The 20165-nt window shown below is 50.9% G+C and carries 15 protein-coding genes; 5 read left to right on the top strand and 10 right to left on the bottom strand.

What is annotated here, in order from left to right; all coding sequences use genetic code 11:
- Positions 1-84: 84 nt before the first annotated feature.
- Positions 85-1452: a signal recognition particle protein gene (gene ffh / locus RNAN_RS17090; RefSeq protein WP_008224100.1), complete on the bottom strand. Its 1368-nt coding sequence runs from the start codon at positions 1450-1452 to the stop codon at positions 85-87.
- Positions 1453-1601: 149 nt separating this feature from the next.
- On the opposite strand from ffh, the gene RNAN_RS17085 reads away from it, so the two are divergent.
- Both RNAN_RS17085 and RNAN_RS17080 read left to right on the top strand, forming a co-directional pair.
- Positions 1602-2408, top strand: a complete 807-nt coding sequence (locus tag RNAN_RS17085) for a cytochrome C assembly family protein (protein ID WP_008224096.1) — start codon at positions 1602-1604, stop codon at positions 2406-2408.
- Positions 2409-2473: 65 nt separating this feature from the next.
- Entirely contained in the window at positions 2474-3742 is a 1269-nt protein-coding gene (locus RNAN_RS17080) for an HlyC/CorC family transporter (RefSeq protein ID WP_052027316.1), read from the top strand.
- A gap of 39 nt (positions 3743-3781) precedes the next feature.
- Here the strand turns inward: RNAN_RS17080 and RNAN_RS17075 are convergent, their stop codons facing one another.
- Positions 3782-4414: a transglycosylase SLT domain-containing protein gene (locus RNAN_RS17075; RefSeq protein WP_008224092.1), complete on the bottom strand. Its 633-nt coding sequence runs from the start codon at positions 4412-4414 to the stop codon at positions 3782-3784.
- Between the two features lie 87 nt (positions 4415-4501).
- Positions 4502-6109, bottom strand: coding sequence for a glutamate--cysteine ligase (gene gshA / locus RNAN_RS17070; protein ID WP_008224090.1), 1608 nt, complete (start codon positions 6107-6109; stop codon positions 4502-4504).
- Positions 6110-6338: 229 nt separating this feature from the next.
- Here gshA and RNAN_RS17065 point away from each other — a divergent pair, with 229 nt between their 5' ends.
- Positions 6339-7886 carry a methyl-accepting chemotaxis protein gene (locus tag RNAN_RS17065; RefSeq protein WP_008224085.1) on the top strand — a complete coding sequence of 516 codons (1548 nt, stop codon included), beginning with the start codon at positions 6339-6341 and terminating at the stop codon, positions 7884-7886.
- Positions 7887-7931: 45 nt separating this feature from the next.
- Here the strand turns inward: RNAN_RS17065 and pssA are convergent, their stop codons facing one another.
- The 4 genes from pssA to rluD form a co-directional block, all read right to left on the bottom strand.
- A complete protein-coding gene (pssA, locus tag RNAN_RS17060; RefSeq protein ID WP_008224084.1) occupies positions 7932-8774 on the bottom strand; it encodes a CDP-diacylglycerol--serine O-phosphatidyltransferase in 843 nt (280 codons plus the stop codon).
- 120 nt (positions 8775-8894) lie between these two features.
- Entirely contained in the window at positions 8895-11471 is a 2577-nt protein-coding gene (clpB, locus tag RNAN_RS17055; protein ID WP_008224083.1) for an ATP-dependent chaperone ClpB, read from the bottom strand.
- 92 nt (positions 11472-11563) lie between these two features.
- A complete protein-coding gene (pgeF, locus tag RNAN_RS17050) occupies positions 11564-12295 on the bottom strand; it encodes a peptidoglycan editing factor PgeF (protein WP_008224082.1) in 732 nt (243 codons plus the stop codon).
- A gap of 12 nt (positions 12296-12307) precedes the next feature.
- A complete protein-coding gene (rluD, locus tag RNAN_RS17045) occupies positions 12308-13282 on the bottom strand; it encodes a 23S rRNA pseudouridine(1911/1915/1917) synthase RluD (protein WP_008224081.1) in 975 nt (324 codons plus the stop codon).
- Positions 13283-13404: 122 nt separating this feature from the next.
- Between rluD and RNAN_RS17040 the strand changes: the two genes are divergently transcribed.
- Positions 13405-14157: an outer membrane protein assembly factor BamD gene (locus RNAN_RS17040; RefSeq protein ID WP_008224080.1), complete on the top strand. Its 753-nt coding sequence runs from the start codon at positions 13405-13407 to the stop codon at positions 14155-14157.
- Between the two features lie 53 nt (positions 14158-14210).
- Here the strand turns inward: RNAN_RS17040 and radA are convergent, their stop codons facing one another.
- Entirely contained in the window at positions 14211-15569 is a 1359-nt protein-coding gene (radA, locus tag RNAN_RS17035) for a DNA repair protein RadA (RefSeq protein WP_040552470.1), read from the bottom strand.
- A 120-nt stretch (positions 15570-15689) separates the two neighbouring features.
- Between radA and RNAN_RS17030 the strand changes: the two genes are divergently transcribed.
- Entirely contained in the window at positions 15690-18209 is a 2520-nt protein-coding gene (locus RNAN_RS17030; RefSeq protein WP_008224077.1) for a PilZ domain-containing protein, read from the top strand.
- Here RNAN_RS17030 and RNAN_RS19445 read toward each other — a convergent pair.
- A complete protein-coding gene (locus tag RNAN_RS19445; protein ID WP_008224076.1) occupies positions 18177-19073 on the bottom strand; it encodes an alpha/beta fold hydrolase in 897 nt (298 codons plus the stop codon). The two genes, RNAN_RS17030 and RNAN_RS19445, sit on opposite strands and share 33 nt — an antisense overlap.
- Positions 19074-19075: 2 nt before the next feature.
- Entirely contained in the window at positions 19076-20152 is a 1077-nt protein-coding gene (gene serB, locus RNAN_RS19440; RefSeq protein ID WP_008224075.1) for a phosphoserine phosphatase SerB, read from the bottom strand.
- Positions 20153-20165 lie beyond the last annotated feature (13 nt).

The raw sequence follows: 20165 nt of genomic DNA, 5'->3' as shown, positions 1-20165 counted from the left end.
GGTCAACTGATCGCTGAAATATTTCTTAACTGATCAGTATTGCGGTATAAAACCGGGCGTCCAATGTTAAACCATAGGGTAAGATTAACGCGGTGGCAGCAAGCCTGGTGGCATTTTACCGCCCATGCCACGCATCATCTTCATTAAACCGCCTTTACCTGACATCTGTTTCATCATTTTCTGCATCTGGGTAAATTGCTTTAGCAGCTGGTTAATGTCCTGCACCTGTGTGCCAGAGCCGGCGGCGATACGTTTTTTGCGTGAGCCTTTAATCAGATCCGGAAATTCACGCTCTTTGGGCGTCATCGAGTTAATAATGGCTTCCATTTTAACAAACTGCTTGTCGCCCATCTGGTTCATGGCACCGGCGGGTAAGTTTTTCATACCCGGCAGCTTGTCCAGCATCGACATCATGCCACCCATGCTACGCATTTGTACCAGTTGCTCGCGAAAATCTTCCAGTGAGAAGCCTTTACCCTTCATCACTTTTTGCGCCATTTTCGCCGCTTTGTCTTTGTCGACCTTTTGCTCCAGCTCTTCAATTAAGCTCAGCACATCGCCCATGCCTAAAATGCGCGAAGCGACACGATCCGGATGAAACGGCTCTAACGCATCGGTTTTCTCACCAGTACCGATAAACTTAATTGGCTTACCGGTGATATGGCGAATAGACAGCGCCGCACCACCCCGGGCATCACCGTCTGCCTTGGTTAAAATAACGCCCGTCAGCGGTAATGCCTCGTTAAAGGCTTTGGCAGTGTTAGCGGCATCCTGGCCTGTCATGGCATCGACGACAAACAGGGTCTCTATCGGTTTTACCGCGCTATGCAGGGCTTTAATCTCGTCCATCATGTCGGCATCGACATGCAAGCGGCCGGCGGTATCAACCAGCAGCACATCAAAAATGCGGGTGCGGGCATGCGCTATAGCGGCATTGACAATATCAACCGGCTTTTGTGAGATGTCGCTGGGGAAAAACTCTACACCAACATCTTTAGCCAGGGTTTCCAGCTGTTTTATCGCCGCCGGGCGATACACATCAGCAGAGACGACCAGTACTTTTTTCTTTTTACGCTGGGTTAAAAATTTCGCCAGCTTGGCTACCGAGGTGGTTTTACCGGCACCTTGCAAACCTGCCATTAATATGACCGCTGGCGGCTGGGTATTTAATGCCAGCTCTTCATTGGCCTCGCCCATCGCCTCTTCTAAGGCTTTGCGGACAATTTTTAAAAACTCCTGCCCCGGCGTTAAGCTTTTACTTACCTCAAGCCCGACTGAACGTTCCTTGACGTTGGCGACAAAGTCGCGCACTACCGGTAGCGCCACGTCCGCTTCCAATAGCGCCATGCGCACTTCACGCAGGGTGTCTTTAATATTGTCTTCGGTCAGCCGGCCACGCCCGGTAATGTTTTTCAGGGTGGCGCTTAGCCTGTCAGCTAAATTCTCAAACATGATTGTTCACTCTACAGCGATGATGGCGCCGATTATAACAAACCACAGCGCCAGAAGCAGCCGTTAAGAAACTGTTGCTTGCGGCGCTGGGCTTAGCCTTAAAGTTGCAATACAATACCAAGCCATCGAATTGAAAGGAACTGCTGCAGATGACTGATGCGTTATTAACCATACTGGCGTTACTTGCATACCTGGTAGCTACCGGCTCGGTGTTATTACGCATTTTTCACCCGCAGGGGCCGCATTTTAAAACCACCTTTGCTACTGCCGTAGTGGGCTTAGTGTTGCACATGCTGGTATTAACCAGCATGTTATTTACCAAAGACGGGCAAAACTTTAGCCTGCTGAATGTCAGCTCCTTAGTCTGCTGGCTTATCACGGTGGCAGTAACGCTTACCTCACTGCGCGCACCAGCCGTGCTGTTACTGCCAGTGGTGTATGGCTTTGCCGCCCTGATGCAACTGGCTGTGCTGGCTTTGCCGCATAGCGTGCAGCTGCAGCACTTTGAGCAGAACCTGGGCTTATTAGTGCACATTATGCTGGCGTTTCTGGCTTATGCGGTACTGGTCATGGCCATGTTGTATTCTTTCCAGGTCAGCTACATCAGCAATAAATTAAAGCAAAAAGATTTTGCCGCCATGACACGGCATATGCCGCCATTGGTACAGGCAGAAGTGCTGCAGTTCAGAATCCTGCTGGCCGGCACAGTGTTACTGGCGCTGGCGCTGCTGGTCGCCGCCCTGTTTATGGACAACTGGCTGGCGAAAGAGAACCTGCATAAAAATGTATTCAGTTTTGCCGGCTTTGTGGTATTTGCCGTGCTGTGCTGGGGCCACGCTAAACAGGGTTGGCGCGGCAGAATTGCTAATACACTGACTATTATTGGCGCAGTGCTATTAACACTGGGCTATTTTGGCAGCCGCTTTGTGCGCGAAGTGCTGCTTAATACACTTTAATTCTTGACTCAACAAACACTTCGTAATATCAAGTACAGGTGTTTGGTAATGCAGGTAGTTAACTCTTGGACGACATATCGACGGGTACGCTTTTTATTATTCTCGGCGTGCTCCTATTCATATCGGCCTATTTCTCGGGATCAGAAACAGGCATGATGTCTGTAAACCCTTATCGTTTAAAGCATTTAACAAACGAAAATCATAAGGGGGCTATTCGGGTCAGCGAGCTGCTAAAACGGCCAGATCGTCTAATCGGCCTTATTCTTATTGGCAACAACCTGGTCAATATTGCAGCCGCCTCGGTAACGACACTTATTGGCCAACGGTTATATGGTGATTTAGGCTTATTTATCGCGCCCATAGCGCTAACATTGGTCGTACTTATTTTCTCTGAGGTGACACCAAAAACACTGGCAGCATTATACCCGGAGCGTGTCGCGTTTCCATCATCGCTGATTTTGAAGTACCTGCTAAAAGTGTGTTACCCCTTTGTTTATATGCTAAATAAGGTTACCAATGGTCTTTTAGCGCTGTTGGGCGTTAGCCCGGAAAAACATCAGGGTAACAGTTTAAGTGCAGAAGAGCTGCGTACTGTGGTGCATGAGGCCGGTGCCCTGATCCCCGAGCAACATCAGAGCATGTTAGTGGGTGTGTTAGATTTAGAAAACGCCACCGTGGAAGATATTATGGTGCCGCGCAATGAAATTGTCGGTATTGATATTAACGATGACTGGAAGGACATTGAGCGCCAGCTGGCCAATATGCAGTACAGCCGTATTCTGTTGTACCGCGACAGCATAGATGATGCCGTCGGCTTTGTGCACCCGCGCGAGCTGATGCGCCTGCTGATTAAAGAGCAGCTGACCAAAGCCAGCCTGATGCGCGCGGTCAGCGAAATTTACTTTATTCCTGAAGGCACGCCGCTGAATACCCAGTTGCTAAAGTTTCAGCGCACCAAAGAGCGTATCGGCCTGGTGGTAGACGAGTATGGTGATATTCAGGGGTTGGTTACGCTGGCCGACATTCTGGAAGAAGTGGTAGGCGAATTTACCACCGACATCAGTGATGATGGCAATGAGGATATCCAGCCGCAACCCGACGGCTCTTACCTGATTGATGGTGGCATTAACCTGCGCGATTTAAACCGCGAGATGCAGCTGGAGCTGCCCACTGACGGGCCGAAAACCTTAAACGGGCTGATTTTGGAATATTTAGAAGAAATCCCGCAAGGCAACCTCAGTATTCGTTTGGCCGGTTACCCGATGGAAGTGGTCGATGTGCAGGACAATATGATTAAAACAGTACGGCTACTGCCGCACCTGAAGCAAAATTAATAAAACCGGCGCTGCCGGTTTTTTATTGCTAATAACCGCTCAGCCAAAAAACAGCCGCCACAACCAGCCGCGCTGTAAATCTTCTTCACAGGTTTTCAGCTGGGCCGCATAAGTTTTAGCCCGGCTATCCACCTTTTTCGCGGTCTGCATCAGCCAGGCCTTTTTCTGGTAACTGCCACGCTTATAGCCGCCCCAACCTTCGTGATAATTCAGATATTGGTTGTAAGCATCCCACTTGGATACGCCGTTTAAACGCTGGCTTTTGCTGATATACCACCCCATAAAGTCGATGGCATCGTCAAAGTTATCCCGGCTGGCCCAAAAGCGGTCGGCTTCTTTAACGTATTCATCCCAGGTCACGGTTTTAGCTTGCGAATAACCGTAAGCACTGCTGGCGCGGCCATAAGGAATAAAGCCCAAAAACCAGCGCATAGGTGGCCGGGCGTTATGTTTAAAGCTGCTTTCCTGGTACATGATGCTCATTGGCACATGAATAGGCACGCCCCATTTATCGCGCACTTTGGCCGCAGCGTCATACCAGTCGCGGTGTTCATAAAAGATTTCACACAGATTAGACACATTCTGTGGCGGTGGCGTAGCGCAGCTGCTGACTAAAAACACTGCAGAAACAGCGAGTAACAGCGGTTTTTGGGTGATCTGAACTTTTTTCATCCGCCTGATTCTAACAAGGTGCATGGATGCAACCAAGTTTTATCTCCCTGGATTACTATTACGGCTACCCCCGGGTAGCCGCTTTTTTTAGGCCGCACCATCGCATTTGGGTACTTCAGCATAATACTGGGCAATATATTGCGCAAAACTGATGTTATCTTGCTGCTCTATCTGTTGCTGCTGTTCAATAGACAAAGCCGCTGCCTGCACAAATTGCGACTCATTGTAAAACTGATAAGGCTGCGCTAATAACTGCTCACGGTACTGCTTGGATAGCTGCAAAATAAAACTGCCGTTATCCTGCTGCCTGGCCAGTAGCTGGTTCAGCAGTTTGCCGGAATAGGTTTGCGCCGGGTCCAGCAGGCTTAAATAAAACTGCTTTAAGGCACCGCTGTAACGCTCGTTGCCGTAGGCAGTGTCCAGATGTTTGGCAATCGGCATCATGTCGGCAAACAGCTCTTCAGCCCAGTCCTGCATTAAACGTGGTTGATTATTATCTGACAGCTCCAGATTAGTACGCCGGCCGTCGGTGACCACTTTACGTAAGTTTTGCTCAGTGATACTTTGCTCTGCCGCAGAGAGCGGCGGGCTGTCGTTTAACAAACAATACAGCAGAAACACATCAAGAAAATGCATTTGCTCGGCGGTAATCCCCACCGCACTGAACGGGTTAACATCCAGTGCGCGCACTTCAATATACTCTACGCCACGCTTGGCTAAGGCACAGGTTGGCCGCTCACCGGACTGGGTAGTACGCTTAGGCCGGATGGTCGAGTAAAACTCGTTTTCTATCTGTAGCACATTGGCATTAAGCTGCTGATATTCGCCATTAACTTTAACACCAATATTGCGATATTCTTCCGATGGCATACTGATGGCAGCATGCAAGCCACTGATATACTCAGCCAGGCTGTTATAAGTCACATTTAAGCTCGACTGGGCGCTGTTGGTGTAGCCTAAGTCGCTCATACGCAGTGAGGTGGCATAAGGCAAATACAGCGACCCCTTACCCAGGGTTTGAAACGGATAACGACTGCTGCGGCCCTCCAGGAAGGACGTACACATCGCTGGTGAAGCGCCAAACAGGTAGACAATTAACCAGACATAGCGCTTGTAATTACGGATAAGCGCAAGGTACTGCTCTGAGATAAAACTCTGCAGATCATATTCCTGCCCTTCACTACCTTGCGCCAGCACCTGCTGATAACTGTGCCAAAAGGTGTCAGGCAACGAGAAATTAAAATGCACACCGCTTATCGCCTGCATCATACTGCCGTAGCGGTTATGCAGGCCTTTACGGTACAGGGTTTTCATGCGGCCAACATTAGAGCTGCCATACTGCGCTAAAGGAATAGTTTGCTGTTTGCTGATAAAACACGGCATGCTGGCGGCCCAGAACTGCTCATCTGCAATATTAGCCGCGGTAAAACGATGAATGTCACTCAGCTGCGCTAAAGTCGTATCAATGCTGTCGCTGACCGGCGTGATAAACTCAAGCAGCGATTCAGAAAAATCGGTGGTGATCCACGGGTGTGTTAACGCCGAGCCCAGCACCTTGGGATGTGGTGTTAACGCCAGGCTGCCGTCTTGGTTTACTCTTAATGTCTCACGCTCTATGCCATGCAAAATACCCGTTACCGCTTGCGGGTTAAGGCTGTTTAGCTGTTGCAGCCGTTGATTTATCGTTGAGCCCAAGAGAATTCCTTAATTAGCAAGACGCTTGTGGCAGGAAATTGGGGCGCCACAGCAAACTTCAAGATCAGCGCTCAATTTAGCCTGTATTTTATCGGCCAACAATGCTGTTTTAGGCCAAAACCGCTTGCTGCGGGTTAAAGCACAGTAGCATTAGCTGCAAAAAACCATTGCATGCATTAGACTTACCTCCAATTGGATATTTTCTTTTTCAGCAAAACAGGCAGGCGGCATGAACCGGCGTAATCAGCAACTTATTAATGAAGAAGTCACCTTTAGTGCAGAGCAGGAACTGGTATCCACCACCGATTTACGCGGTGTAATTACCTATGCCAACCCGGCGTTTTGTCAAGTGGCTGGCTACAGTGAGCAGGAGCTGGTAGGCAACAATCATAACATAGTGCGACACCCCGATATGCCCGCCGCTGCCTTTGCTGATCTGTGGCAGAAGCTAAAGCAAGGCCAGTCGTGGCGCGGCATGGTAAAAAACCGCTGTAAAGATGGCCGCTATTATTGGGTTGATGCGTTTGTTACGCCAATTTATCAGGAGCATAAACTGATTGGTTACCAATCAGTACGGGTTAAAGCACAGCCACAGTATATCGAGCGGGCTAAGCTAAGCTACCCGGCCATGTTAAACGGTAAAGTGCCGTCAGACTGGCGCAGTAAGTTTGGCCTTAAGCGCACGCTGGCCTTTAGCTTCAGCCTGCTGCTGGCCGTTTTGGGTGCCTGGAGTTTTGGTGCACACTTTCTGCTGGCGTTAGTACTGCCGGCACTGTGGCTGGCACTGTGTTTTGATGAGCTGTTTGTTATCCCGGCCAAGTTACAGCAGGCCCGCACTGAGTTTGACAGCGTATCACGCTGGATCTATAGCGGTTTTGGCCCTGATGGTATTGCCGATTTTCAGCTGAAGATGTGCCAGGCCCGTTTGCGCACTGTGCTGGGCCGCACCGCTGACAGCACTCAGGCGCTGAATATTATTGCCGAAACCCAGGGCGAAGCGGTACGTCTGACCGAGCAGGGTATTCATCAGCAACATGATCAGCTGACCAGCATAGTTAGCGCCACCACGCAGCTTTCCGGCACAGTGCAGGATATTGCGCTGCGCACCCAGCAAACCCACCAGCAGGTAAACGACACCCATATCATTTGCGAAAAAGCCAAAAGTGCTATGCAACATACCGCCCAAACCGTGCAAAAGCTGGCTACTGAAGTTCAGGGTGCAGCCGCCACGGCGGACAGCCTGGCCGTAGAGGCCGAGCGTATTGGCGCTGTGATGACAGAAATTCAGGGGATTGCCGATCAAACCAACTTACTGGCACTTAATGCCGCCATTGAAGCGGCCCGCGCGGGTGAACATGGCCGTGGCTTTGCCGTGGTGGCCGACGAAGTACGGGCGTTGTCGTCACGCACCCACAATGCCACTGAGCAAATTAAACAGTCGATCAACGAAATACAGCAAACCTTATTAAGCTGGGGTAAAGTGATGCTGCAAAGCCGGCAACAGGCCGAGACCTGTGTTACTGAAACCCAGCAAAGCGAAACGCAGCTGGCTGACATTTCACGCATGGTTGATCAGATTGCACATTTGTCGTCGCAAATCGCCACCGCCGCTACCCAGCAAGGCGTTGTAGCGCAAGATGTACAGCAAAATGTCAGCCATATTCAGCAAATTGCGCAAACCAACCTGGCCAATATTCAGGTGGTGGCAGATAACAGCAAAGCGCTGCAGCATAAAACCAGCCAGATAGCCGGCTTAAACAAAAGCTTCGCCAGCTAACAGGCAAAAAATAACCCCGCGCTGCGGGGTTATTCTTTCACGATGTTAATCTTTGTCTGGCGCGGCTTTATCTGGCGCCTTTTCTTTTGAGCTGTTTGCCGGCTCCGCACTGACATCAGCAAAGTCAGCATCGTCTGAGTCACCCACCACATGCTCCAACTTTAATTTACGCACGCTGCGAATCGTGGTTACCGGGCCAGAGCAGGCATAAATAAAGAAGATACCAAACAGCATCTCCGCCGGGCGCGAGGCAATCACGACAAATACCAGCAACACGATAAGTATGGTTAAAAACGACACCCGATCGCGCCAGTTCAAATCTTTAAACGAGTTGTACCTGAAGTTACTTACCATCAGTAAACCGGCCGCTATGGTTAATAAGCCAACCAGATAGCCCAACTTGTCGCCGTTTACCTCGTAAATGCTGCCAACCCACACCATACCGGCGATAATACCGGCTGCTGCCGGGCTTGCCAGCCCCTGAAAGAACCGGCTGTCGGTCACGCCCAGGTTGGCATTAAAGCGTGCTAACCTGAGCGCGGCGCACGACACATAAATAAAGGCAGCTAACCAGCCAAATTTACCGTAATCGGCCAGGCCCCAGTTGTAGGCCACCAAAGCCGGCGCCATACCAAAGGCAATCAGATCAGACATACTGTCGTATTGGGCACCAAACTCGCTTTGGGTATTGGTTAAGCGTGCCACACGGCCATCCAGACCATCGAAAATCATTGCAATAAAAATAGCCACGGCCGCCGCTTCAAAGCGGCCATTCATTGAGGCCACGATGGCGAAAAAGCCAGAGAATAAGCCGCCGGTAGTCAATAAGTTTGGCAATAAGTAAATGCCTTTGCGCGGGCTGCTGTCAGTCGTTTTTGAGTCAGTCATAACACACTTCTGTTAAGTAAATTACCCCGGATTATAAGGGACATACCCCGGCATGAATAGCCTTTGGCAAAAAAGTGACCGCCGAAGCGGTCACTTTAGCATCGGCATCAGCTACCCAGGTTAGTGACTGCTGACCACAAACTTAGTTCCGTCATGGTCCAGCGCCACTGTGCTGCCCGGCGGTACATCGCCTTGCAACAGCGCCTGCGCCAGAGGGTTTTCCAGGTGCTGCTGAATGGCGCGTTTTAGTGGCCGTGCGCCATACAGCGGGTCAAAGCCCACTTCAGCCAGCTTATCCAGCGCCGCATCACTAATACTAAACTGATACTGCCGCTCGGCCAGACGCTGCTCCAGCCTGGCCAGCTGAATACGGGCAATGCTGCGAATTTGCCGGCTGTCCAGCGGATGAAACACTACCGTTTCATCGAGCCGGTTTAAAAATTCCGGCCGAAACTGCTTGCTTAGCACGCCCATCAGCATCTCTTTCATCTGGCTGTAGCTGTATTCACGGTAATGTTCCTGAATAAGATCAGATCCCAGGTTTGACGTCATAATGATGACGGTGTTTTTAAAATCTACCGTGCGGCCCTGACCATCGGTTAAACGGCCATCATCCAGTACCTGCAGCAGTATGTTAAACACATCAGGATGGGCTTTTTCTACCTCATCCAGCAGCACCACTGAGTAAGGCTTACGCCGCACCGCCTCGGTTAAATAACCGCCCTCTTCGTAGCCGACATAGCCCGGTGGCGCGCCGACTAAACGCGATACCGCATGTTTTTCCATAAACTCTGACATGTCGATACGTACCATCGCATCGGGGCTGTCGAATAAAAAATTCGCCAGTGATTTGGTCAGCTCGGTTTTACCCACCCCGGTTGGCCCCAAAAACAGGAAAGAGCCGATCGGTTTATTCGGATCGGCAAGGCATGCGCGCGAGCGGCGGATGGCGTGCGACACCGCAGTCACCGCTTCATCCTGACCAATCACCTTGTCATGCAGCGCTTGCTCCATGCGCAGCAGTTTGTCACGCTCGCCTTCCAGCATTTTGCTTACCGGTATGCCGGTGGCTTTGGATAACACATCGGCAATTTCCTGCTCGGTCACTTTATTGCGCAGCAGGGTGTTTTCGTGCATTTCTGCCTGCGAGGCCAGATCCAGCTTTTTCTCCAGCTCGGGAATACGGCCGTACTGCAGCTCAGACATACGCTGCAAATCACTGGCGCGGCGGGCTACTTCTAAATCTAACCGCGCCTGTTCAAGCTCGGTTTTGATATTTTGCGTGCCTTGCAGGGCAGCTTTTTCTGACTCCCACACTTCGTCCAGCTCGTTGTATTTGGCATCCAGCTCACGAATTTGCTCCTGGATCATGTCGCGGCGTTTTTTCGTCGCTTCATCGGTTTCTTTTGCCAGCGCGTTGTCTTCCAGTTTTAACTGAATAATGCGCCGCTCCAACCGGTCCAGCTCTTCCGGTTTGGAGTCCATCTGCATACGAATGCTGGACGCCGCCTCGTCAATTAAGTCGATGGCTTTATCCGGCAGTTGGCGGTCAGACACATAACGGTGCGACAACGTGGCCGCGGCGACAATAGCCGGATCGGTGATCTCTACCGCGTGGTGCAGCTCGTAGCGCTCTTTTAAGCCGCGTAAAATGGCAATGGTGTCTTCCACCGTTGGCTCTTCAACCAGTACTTTTTGAAAGCGCCGCTCCAGCGCAGCGTCTTTTTCGATGTACTTGCGGTATTCATCTAGCGTGGTGGCGCCTAAACAATGCAGCTCGCCACGTGCCAGCGCCGGTTTTAGCATATTGCCGGCATCCATAGCGCCATCGGCTTTACCGGCACCGACCATGGTATGAATTTCATCAATAAACAGAATCACCTGGCCTTCTTCTTTGGCCAGTTCGTTCAGTACCGCTTTTAACCGCTCTTCAAATTCACCGCGATACTTGGCGCCTGCCAGCAAGGATCCCATGTCCAGCGACAAGACGCGTTTGTCTTTTAAGCCTTCCGGCACTTCTTTATTGACGATACGCAGCGCCAGCCCTTCGACAATGGCAGTTTTACCCACACCAGGCTCACCAATTAATACCGGGTTGTTTTTGGTACGCCGCTGCAGTACCTGAATACAGCGGCGAATTTCTTCGTCGCGGCCTATTACCGGGTCAAGCTTACCGGCCTCAGCGCGGGCGGTTAAATCGACGGTATATTTGGTCAGTGCCTGGCGGGTATCTTCGGCATTAGGATCGTCCACTTTCTGGCCGCCGCGCATTTGTTCAATGGCGGCCTCAACACCCTCTTTACTCACGCCGAGCAGGCGCAATATTTTGCCCAGGTCAGATTTATCTTCGGTTGCCGCCAGCACGAACAATTCGCTGGAAATAAACTGATCTTTACGCTTTTGCGCCAGCTTGTCGCACTGCTGCAGCAGCTGAGCGGTAGCGTTAGATAGCTGCAGGTTAGCGCCCTCGCCTTCCACCCGCGGTAAGCGATCTATGGCCTGGCTCACTTTGGAGCGCAGTTCGTTAAAGTTAATGGCCAGCTTGTTTAACAGCTCGCGCACTGTGCCACCTTCCTGATTTAGCAAAGCAAACATCAGGTGCACTGGTTCGATATATTGCTGATCACGTCCCAGCGCCAGCGACTGTGCATCGGCAATCGCTTCCTGGAACTTACTGGTAAATTTGTCTAGTCGCATGCATCTCTCCTACAAGCACAACCTCGATGTGCTTTAAGATTGGGCGCTATTGCTGGAAATTCAAGCAGCAAACGTCAAAAATTTGACTTAGATCAGCTTAGCCAGATAGAACTGGCCATGCGACCGGTTTGGCCATCACGCCGGTAGGAAAAAAACAGCTCGCTGTGCTGGTAGGTGCAGTAGTCGCCGCCATAGACTTGGCTAACGCCACAGGCAGTTAAACGCTGGCGCGCCAGCTGGTATAAGTCGGCATGATATTTACCGGCTTTACCCGCTATAAACGCCTTGGCAGCTAAAGGATCGTGCTTAATAAAAGCATCGCGCACTTCAGTGCCAACTTCAAACGCCGCCTGGCTGATGGCCGGGCCTAAATAGGCCAGCACCACTGCACCTGGTGTAAAGGTGCGCAGTGTCGCCTCGATGATACCGTCACACAGACCACGCCAACCAGCGTGCACTGCCGCCACCTGAGTGCCTGTGATGTCACACAGCAACAGTGGCAGGCAGTCAGCCGTCATCACTGTGGCCACTATATCAGGCTGGCGACTGATGGCTGCATCAGCGGTTATACCGCTTTGGCTGTTGTGGGTGAGTGTCGCGACTGTCACACCATGTACCTGATTTAACCAAATGGGTGCACCGGGCATTGCAGCCGCTTGTTGGTATTGCCGGCGGTTTTGCGCCACTTTTGCCGGATCATCGCCGACATGGCCGCCCAGATTTAAACTGGCAAAAGGCCCAACCGAACAGCCGCCTAAGCGGGTGCTGCACACTGCATGCACATTCGCCGGGGCTGGCCAGTCAGGGCGCAGTAAGCGAGTCATCTGTCGCTGGCTTTATACGTAGTCCAGGCCATGCTCGGCGGTGTCGGCACGCAGTGCCGCATTAAGCTCGACCATGTCCTGTGGAATAGGCGCATGCCACTCCAGAATTTCCAGCGTAATAGGATGGGCTAAACGTAACATAGCCGCATGCAGTGCCTGGCGTTTAAAGTTGCGCAGCACCGTGAGTAAGTGCTCACCGGCTTTACGCGGTGGCCGAGGCCGGCCGGCATACACCGGATCGCCCACCAACGGGTGGTTAACGTAGGTCATGTGCACACGAATTTGGTGGGTGCGGCCAGTTTCTAACCGCAGCCGCAAGCGGGTATGAGCACGGTATTTTTCCATCACCCGAAAATGGGTGGTGGCTGGTTTACCTGATTGGCTTACCGCCATGTGGGTGCGTTTAGTCGGATGACGGCCAATCGGCTCGTCAATAGTACCGCCGCCGGTCATAGCACCATGACACACAGCTTCGTATTCACGGGTAATTTCACGCGCCTGCATGGCTTCAACCAAATGCGTCTGGGCCGGTATGGTTTTCGCTACCACCATCAGACCGGTGGTGTCTTTATCCAGCCGGTGAATAATACCTGCGCGGGGCACCTCGGCAATGCCGGGGCAATGGTGCAACAATGCATTAAGTAAAGTACCGTCACTATTGCCTGCGCCCGGGTGCACCACTAAACCGGCCGGCTTATTAATCACTAAAATATGCTCGTCTTCGTAGACAATATCCAAATCAATCGGTTGAGCTTCAAAGCGCTCATCTTCAGGCAGCTCGGCCAGAATATCAATCTGCTCACCACCCAGTACTTTTTCGCGCGGTTTGTTTTGCACTGCGCCATTTACGCTAACGGCATCAGCCAGGATCCACTCTTTTATGCGTGAACGCGAATAATCCGGGAACATTTCAGCCAGCACCTGATCTAAGCGCTTACCAAAAAGATGGTCTGGTACAATTTCTGAAAGTTTTAGCTGTTTTGTCATAACGGAAGCAGTTATCCTGTGTGCAACCCCGGCGGGTCTGGGGTAGAATCGCAATAACGGTATTTTAGCGATTTTACCCCAGACTAGACAGCCATTTAGCTCAAGTAGTAACGGATTTTTACATGAAAGCGAATTTTATACTGATTTCTCTGCTGGCTCTGACCTTAACTGCCTGCGCCGGTAAACCCAAAGAAGAGCTGGACACCAGCAATACTCAAACGGCGCAAACCATGTATCAGCAAGCGAAAGACGTACTGGACAAAGGCCTGTACAACCGCGCCATAGAGCTGTTAACCATCGTTGAAGGCCGTTATCCGTTTGGCCCGCTGGCGCGTCAGGTACAACTGGATTTAATTTATGCCTATTATCAGGCGGGCGACATTACCAAAGCACTGGCCGGTATTGATCGGTTTATCCGCTTAAACCCAAACCACCCTGAGCTGGATTATGTGTACTACATGCGAGGTTTAAGCAACCTGAAAGCCGATGAAAACGCGCTGCACAATATGCTGGGCATAGATCGGGCAGACCGCGACTTAGCCAGCACCCGCCAGGCGTTTGATGATTTCAAAACCTTAGTCAGCAGCTTCCCGCAGAGTAAATATGCCCCTGAAGCGAAAAAGCGCATGCTGAGCATTAAAGATACACTGGCGCGCCATGAACTGATTATCGCCGATTATTACTTGCGCCGTGGTGCCTTTTTAGCTGCCGCCAACCGGGGTAAATACATTGTCGAGTTTTACCGTGACTCACCGCTGGTAGAGCAGGCGCTGGAAGTGATGGTCGAAAGTTATGACAAACTGGGGCTGACCAAGTTAAAAGAAGACACCTACCAGGTATTGAAACTGAACTTTCCGCAGAACAACAAGTTTTAAACTGAACAGCCCCGCCGCAGCGGGGCTTTTTATTGCCCTCAGGCTTCTGACTGCTAAATCGCTTCCAGCGCTTCTGCCAGCTTCGCCACGCTAATTACCTCCATACCGGCAATCGGCTCTTTCGGGCTATTGGCTATTGGCACTATGGCGCGCTTAAAACCGTGTTTCGCCGCCTCTTTTAACCGCTCCTGGCCACTGGGTACCGGCCGTATTTCCCCCGCCAGCCCCACTTCACCAAACACCACCAGATCATTGGGTAAAGGTTTATCACGGAAACTGGATACCAGCGCCAGCAAGGTGGCCAGATCGGCACTGGTTTCATTAACTTTTACACCACCGACCACGTTAACAAACACATCCTGATCGGCCATTTGAATGCCGGCATGACGGTGCATTACCGCCAGTAACATTGAAATGCGGTTTTGCTCCATACCAAGGGTCACCCGGCGCGGGTTATTCAGTGGCGAATAATCAACCAACCCCTGAATTTCTACCAATAACGGTCGTGTGCCTTCCCACAACACCATGACGATGCTACCAGACTGATCTTCTTTGCCGCGGGTTAAAAAGATTGCCGATGGGTTTTTCACCTCTTTCATGCCCTGACCGGTCATAGCAAATACGCCCAGCTCATTTACCGGACCAAAACGGTTTTTATGGCCGCGTAAAGTGCGATAGCGGTTATCGCTGTCGCCATCGAGCATAACAGAGCAGTCTATACAGTGCTCCAGTACTTTGGGGCCCGCCAGCGAGCCGTCTTTGGTCACATGACCAACCATGATGATGGCGATATGATGCTGCTTGGCAAAGCGGGTTAAAAACGCAGCACTTTCGCGCACCTGCGACACACTGCCCGGCGCCGACTGAATATCTGCCAGATGCATCACCTGAATAGAGTCGATAACCATAATGCGTGGTTTTTCCTGCTGCGCCAAATGGCAGATGGTCTCGACATTGGTTTCGGCCAACATTTTAAGCGCGTTGGTGGGTAAGCCTAACCGCTGCGCGCGCATCGCCACCTGCTGTAATGATTCCTCACCAGTAACATAGAGCGCACCGCCCTGCTGCGCCAAACCACACATAATTTGCAGCAGTAAGGTACTTTTACCGGCACCAGGGTGGCCGCCAATCAGAATAGCGGAACCCGGCACTATGCCGCCGCCCAGCACGCGGTCAAACTCGGCAAAACCACTACTAAAACGCGGCACGTCCTGTAAATCCACTTCGTCCAGGCGCATTACTTTTGCCACCGCCGCCCCGGCATAGCCTTCCAGCCGACTGCTTTTACTGTTGCTACCAAGCCTGACTTCACTCACCGTATTCCAGGCGCCACACTCGGTACATTGACCTTGCCAACGGACAAAATCGGCTCCACAATCGCTGCAAACATATGCAGTTTTAACTTTTGCCATAGTTTATTTTCTCAAGCTAAATGAAAGGCATGGATATTGCTTTTCAAAATGTAACAACGTAGCGTACTACAGATTATAACTATAGGATGCCGGTATTTTGGCATTTAACCTGACTGAATTATGACAGCGACCGATCTACAGGAACATATTGGTGTAATTGACCGGATGAAAAGCCTGCTTAACAGCGCAGACTTTGATCAGGTATTTAGTCTGTTAACGTCAGATCTGCCGAAGTCAAAACAGTTTTTGCTAAAAATGGAATTAAAACGCATGGCACAGCCATGCAATTTCTTCATTGATTTGCGTGGCCATGTCGATGGCGAAGTAAAGCCCTATGAATACATGGGCAAAACACATTACATGGACGACAACGCTATCCGCGTATTTGAAGCCGGTTTAAAACAATACGGCGGCTATACGCTGGGTTTATATGAAGAAGTGCTTAATACCGAGAACAATTTTCGGGTAATGCACCGCAAACAAACGGAAGAGCGGGTGCGTAACGCGCTGCAGCAAGCACCCGGCTCTACAGATAGCGCGGTAGAGCCGGCAGCTGCGCCAACCCAATCGGCTAAATTGATCCGGTTTGGTAACTATACCAGCCGGCGTGACGAGCGGATGCACTTTAGCATCGATGTTGAGCTGGAGTTTAACCAGCAGCGCATTAAGGCCAGCACCTCAGACTTATCGGTGTCGGGCTGTAAACTCAAACTTAACAGCGCCTTACCTTTAACCACTGACAGCGTTATTAAGCTGCATTTCACCGGGCTGGAGCAAGAGTTTATGCTGGGTCTGGCGCAAGGGGTGTCATACGCCGTTGTCGACACTGAGCAGCAAGCCAATGCTTTTTACCTGCGCCTTAAGCGTTTACCGGATGAAAATGAAACCCAGTTTGCAGACTTTTTACAGCGCTTTATTACCGGCAATAAAAGACGTTATAAAGTTAATCTGGACAGCGTAAGCCAAAGTCTGCTTAGTAAAGGCTATGAGCAGTTTTACCTGCCACGCAGCGCGAGCTTACCGGTCTTTATCGCGGTAAAAGACAACAGGCCTATACCGGTCTGTGCGCTGACCACAGATTACAACAAAAGTGTCTGGCAGTATTTTCTTGATGAGCAGCATCAGGCGATGTTTATCAACATCTGTCACACCAAGCGATTAAAGGCGCTACTGCAACAGAATACCCCCGACAAGTCCACCATACTGTACTGCTTTACCCATGCGGTAAAAGGAAAGCTGTTTTTTTACTCAGCTACCCGTGAAGAGCTGGCGCTAAATGAACAGGCACGACAACTGTTTCTTGGTTTTGGCGCTTCTAAGGCCAGCTGGCGGGTGTTTCACCTAAATCTGCAGCGCACGTCACCTGTAACAGCAGAAATGCCATCAACTGTGCCACAAGCTGACAACAGCAAACCTGCAGCAGGGTTGACACCGCTGGTAAAGCACTTTATTCAGGATCTGCGCTACATTGTCAGCCTGACCGATATTACCGCGACCGAAAGCGCGTTTTGGTATCAGAATTACCCGGTGGATCAACAGCAGCTAAAGCTACTAGCCGTATTTGGTCATAAAAAGCTGGCGCAACAGCCCCAATGCGAAGCTGTGGCGGTGCAGTATGTTAACTTACGCTCAGAGTCGCGTTACCTCTACAAAACCAGTGTCACTATTACCGGTCCTGAACAGCAGAGCGAATTAAACGGCCACAGCCGGGATTTTTCATCTAAAGGTATGCAGCTCGAAACCACACTGCCAGTCAGGTTCAATAAAGGCGATGTGGTACTGTTAAACCTGCCGGACATGCAGAAAATAAGCAATAAATACAGCTTAAGCGGCCTGCCTTACGAGATAATGGCAGTAAGTAAAAGCCGTACCATTATGAACCTGCGTGCTGCAGAAGGTACAGAGCCGCATCCTGGCCGGCTGTTCTTTCAGCAATTAATTCAAAATAACCGCGCCAAGTTAACGCCGGCAGAAGAAAGCCCGAAATATCCGGGCCTGTCAGTAGCGCTGCGTAACATGTACCTGAGCGCACAAAACCATTTTGTGTTGTTTGTGCACCGAAAAGGTATTCGTTACGAAATTAATACGCTGGCACAGGGCAACGCTGCGATCAGCTTGCAGTTGTTGCTAACACAACCCAAGCATGACAATAAAATTGCCCTATCACCGCTTTTACAAAACAACGCCGCCAGTTTGCATTTTGCCCAACAGCTTAAACATATGAAGCGGCTTGATAATGCGCGCGTTTTTGAGCTGTTTGTTCAGGTTAAAGAAGATAACAACCAGGGGTTACAGCTCACCTGCCGCTATGATTACGAATTTGGTAATGAGCAACACAAACAGCAGTTTGTGTTAAATGCCAGTAGCAGCGGCAGCCTGTTTTGCTACCGCTTGTTATTGTCACGCACCGGCCGACCTGATATCGATTTCATTGCCACTGAGCTCAATTACATCAGTGCTTATGCCATTCATAAAGCTAAAAAACTGGAAGAAGAACTGTGGAGTGTCGCGGGTGTTATAGATGCGATAGACATCTCCGCTGAAGTGCTGTGGCGCTACGGCGCATCTGCAGAGCACAGCGAACAACATGAACAGCGCCGGCTGGCACTACTTGCCAAGCTGCAACAGCCAGTCACGTAATTGTGGAAAATGATCCTGTACTGCCGCCGGGTGTGTCAGCATAGAGATATGGTCATAATCCTGCTGATAACCTTGCGCTTTTCCCAGTAAACTAAACCGCGCTTGCGGAGCGGTTTCAGCAATAAACGCCTGTACATCAGCCGGATGCCCCAGCAAACGATCATTCTGCGCAGCAAAGTGCCACACTGGCGGCCAACGCAGCTTACTGCTGGCAGCGGCGTAGTCAAAATTATCCGTTAAATCGGTAAAAGGGGCGCCTTTTATCCACCTTATGGTATCGTGTAAAAACTGCGCTGGCTCATCATCAGCACCAAAGCGCCATTTGCGCGCCGGAAAATACCCATGCTTGCGACTAAGCCAGGGCGCCAGCGTATTCCACACCAGATCAATTTTAACCTTGCGTTCCAGGCTGTTAACACTTATCACCCGCTTGCTGCCAAAACAGACCTTAGCGGCCACCTTCTCGGCTAACTGCGGCTGGCGTGCCAGACTGGCACTGGCTACCACGCCGCCCCAAGAGTGTGAAATCACAATTACCGGTTGCTGATGTAGCTGGTAAACATGCTCAATCAGTGCAGGGATATCATGGTTAATCATCTGCTGCTGGCTTTGGTTAAAGCCCTCAGACACATGAGGCCTTGATAAACCGCGGCCGGCAAAGTCAGCGCAGTACACCATAAATCCATGGTCGGCCAGGTAACAACCTAAGCCTTTTCCAGATTGGCTGTAAAAGATACGGCTGTTTTCAATAGCGCCATGTAGCATCAACACAGGTGCTATGCCGTGTTGCAGCGGCAGCAAACGACGCAAATGCAGCTGATACTGCTCTAAATCGAGATAAAACGAGCTTTGCTGATGCTTCATGCTTAATCCAGTAAGTACAGCAGCTGTAACAGCGAGCCCTGACGAATAGCGGCTTTAGCCTGGGCCTGTACCTTGGGTTTTGCATGAAAAGCCACACCCAGACTGGCAGCATTTAGCATCGGGATGTCATTAGCGCCATCGCCAATGGCCACCGTCTGGCTGTTTGCAATGCCATATTGCGCTGCCAGTTTAGCCACTACCTGGGCTTTGGTCGTCGCATCAACGATATCGCCCAGTACCTTACCGGTTAATTTACCATCGATGATTTCAAGCTCATTGGCAAAAGTCGCCGTTAGCCCAAGCCGCTGTTTTAATGCGTCAGTAAAATAAGTAAATCCGCCTGATGCTATCGCTACCTGCCAGTGTTGCTGTTGTAAGTGTGCCACCAGCTCGGTTAACCCCGGCATCAGCGGAACTGCATCCAGCACCTGACGCAGTATTGTTTCGGGTGCACCGGCTAAGGTTGCAACGCGCGCCACCAGGCTTTGGGCAAAATCCAGCTCGCCATTCATGGCACGGGCCGTTACTGCCGCCACCTGCTCGCCAGTGCCGGCTAACTTGGCAATCTCGTCAATACATTCAATTTGGATGGCAGTTGAGTCCATATCCATGACCAACACGCCGGGGTGTCGTAAGCTAGGCGCAGTAGTTAAATACACCTGCTCCAGCTGCAGCTCTGCTGCTAACTGGGCTAACTGTAACTGCTGTGCCGCGCTTAGCGGCTGTGTCAGCTGCAACTTCACCGCCACATCCAGCGCCGGATGTGGCTGGTATAACTGGCAATTAATGGCGGTATCTGGCCATAGTGCCTGCAGCAGCTGCGCCAAAACGGACAAGCTAAGGCCAGAGCCAAACAACCGTACACTCGCGACGATAGTGTTATCCGGTAACACAAATGCTTCGGCGGGCGTTAACGGCATGGGCATAGCACTGTGCAGTAGCATTTGCTGCTCCTGGCATTGCAGCACGTAAGTTTGCAGCGGCATCAACGGCAACAGTGCAGTGGTTTGCCCGACTTGTGATAAAGAAAGCTGATAGAAAAACGACAATGAGATACCTATACTTGCTGGGTTTACCATGGCATGCTAGCGG

It is taken from the genome of Rheinheimera nanhaiensis E407-8, from assembly GCF_000296695.1.
Lineage (GTDB): Bacteria > Pseudomonadota > Gammaproteobacteria > Enterobacterales > Alteromonadaceae > Alishewanella > Alishewanella nanhaiensis.
The sequence above is the reverse complement of the archived record's forward strand: the minus strand, read 5'-3'. Positions and strand labels throughout refer to the sequence as shown.

Coding starts and splice junctions, on each gene's coding strand:
- ffh (WP_008224100.1), bottom strand. CDS start 1,452: ATGTTTGAGAATTTAGCTGACAGGCTAAGCGCCACCCTGAAAAACATT.
- RNAN_RS17085 (WP_008224096.1), top strand. CDS start 1,602: ATGACTGATGCGTTATTAACCATACTGGCGTTACTTGCATACCTGGTA.
- RNAN_RS17075 (WP_008224092.1), bottom strand. CDS start 4,414: ATGAAAAAAGTTCAGATCACCCAAAAACCGCTGTTACTCGCTGTTTCT.
- RNAN_RS17065 (WP_008224085.1), top strand. CDS start 6,339: ATGAACCGGCGTAATCAGCAACTTATTAATGAAGAAGTCACCTTTAGT.
- pssA (WP_008224084.1), bottom strand. CDS start 8,774: ATGACTGACTCAAAAACGACTGACAGCAGCCCGCGCAAAGGCATTTAC.
- clpB (WP_008224083.1), bottom strand. CDS start 11,471: ATGCGACTAGACAAATTTACCAGTAAGTTCCAGGAAGCGATTGCCGAT.
- pgeF (WP_008224082.1), bottom strand. CDS start 12,295: ATGACTCGCTTACTGCGCCCTGACTGGCCAGCCCCGGCGAATGTGCAT.
- rluD (WP_008224081.1), bottom strand. CDS start 13,282: ATGACAAAACAGCTAAAACTTTCAGAAATTGTACCAGACCATCTTTTT.
- RNAN_RS17040 (WP_008224080.1), top strand. CDS start 13,405: ATGAAAGCGAATTTTATACTGATTTCTCTGCTGGCTCTGACCTTAACT.
- radA (WP_040552470.1), bottom strand. CDS start 15,569: ATGGCAAAAGTTAAAACTGCATATGTTTGCAGCGATTGTGGAGCCGAT.
- RNAN_RS17030 (WP_008224077.1), top strand. CDS start 15,690: ATGACAGCGACCGATCTACAGGAACATATTGGTGTAATTGACCGGATG.
- RNAN_RS19445 (WP_008224076.1), bottom strand. CDS start 19,073: ATGAAGCATCAGCAAAGCTCGTTTTATCTCGATTTAGAGCAGTATCAG.
- serB (WP_008224075.1), bottom strand. CDS start 20,152: ATGGTAAACCCAGCAAGTATAGGTATCTCATTGTCGTTTTTCTATCAG.